The organism is Acinetobacter sp. YH12236 (assembly GCF_013417645.1).
In the GTDB taxonomy this organism is placed as follows: domain Bacteria; phylum Pseudomonadota; class Gammaproteobacteria; order Pseudomonadales; family Moraxellaceae; genus Acinetobacter.
The window spans coordinates 1-1,113 of sequence record NZ_VPDM01000078.1; the positions used below are offsets into that span (position 1 = coordinate 1).

Here is a 1,113-nt window from a genome sequence, read left to right on the forward strand (position 1 = left end):
CAGCAAGGAGCTGGAGCGAGAAGGAAAGCGAGGACTACCCGCCAGGGTGATGACACGCATACTCTCTCCTTATAACCAATTGTTCTTTTTTTGTTAACATTGATAACAATTCGGTCAGTCTGTCGGAGAGACAAGAAAATGCCGGTAATGACTCCAACTTATTGATAGTGTTTTATGTTCAGATAATGCCCGATGACTTTGTCATGCAGCTCCACCGATTTTGAGAACGACAGCGACTTCCGTCCCAGCCGTGCCAGGTGCTGCCTCAGATTCAGGTTATGCCGCTCAATTCGCTGCGTATATCGCTTGCTGATTACGTGCAGCTTTCCCTTCAGGCGGGATTCATACAGCGGCCAGCCATCCGTCATCCATATCACCACGTCAAAGGGTGACAGCAGGCTCATAAGACGCCCCAGCGTCGCCATAGTGCGTTCACCGAATACGTGCGCAACAACCGTCTTCCGGAGCCTGTCATACGCGTAAAACAGCCAGCGCTGGCGCGATTTAGCACCGACGTAGCCCCACTGTTCGTCCATTTCCGCGCAGACGATGACGTCACTGCCCGGCTGTATGCGCGAGGTTACCGACTGCGGCCTGAGTTTTTTAAGTGACGTAAAATCGTGTTGAGGCCAACGCCCATAATGCGGGCAGTTGCCCGGCATCCAACGCCATTCATGGCCATATCAATGATTTTCTGGTGCGTACCGGGTTGAGAAGCGGTGTAAGTGAACTGCAGTTGCCATGTTTTACGGCAGTGAGAGCAGAGATAGCGCTGATGTCCGGCGGTGCTTTTGCCGTTACGCACCACCCCGTCAGTAGCTGAACAGGAGGGACAGCTGATAGAAACAGAAGCCACTGGAGCACCTCAAAAACACCATCATACACTAAATCAGTAAGTTGGCAGCATCACCAGCGGGCTTAATAGATAGTAACGGTAAATTCCCCAATATGAATAAGGCGCTGTATGTTGATAGCGTCAGTTCGGTGGCGGGGGCGTTTATCGGCACCTCGTCTGTTACTGCCTATATTGAAAGTACTTCTGGTGTGGCAGTCGGTGGTCGCACGGGGCTGACTGCGGTTGTGGTTGGCGTTATGTTCCTGTTAGTTATGTTC

The 1,113-nt window shown here is 51.8% G+C and carries 1 protein-coding gene and 1 pseudogene; one reads left to right on the forward strand and one right to left on the reverse strand.

All coding sequences use genetic code 11. From position 1 onward, the window contains the following. Positions 1-158: 158 nt before the first annotated feature. Positions 159-856, reverse strand: a protein-coding gene (locus FTV14_RS15885; protein WP_103215986.1) for an IS1-like element IS1A family transposase whose coding sequence is annotated in 2 segments (ribosomal slippage) — positions 159-607 and positions 607-856 — 699 coding nt in all. Because the reading frame shifts where the segments join, the coding sequence is not laid out codon by codon here. A gap of 56 nt (positions 857-912) precedes the next feature. On the opposite strand from FTV14_RS15885, the pseudogene FTV14_RS15890 reads away from it, so the two are divergent. Then, positions 913-1,113 (forward strand): annotated as a pseudogene (locus FTV14_RS15890) (solute carrier family 23 protein); the annotation flags it as partial.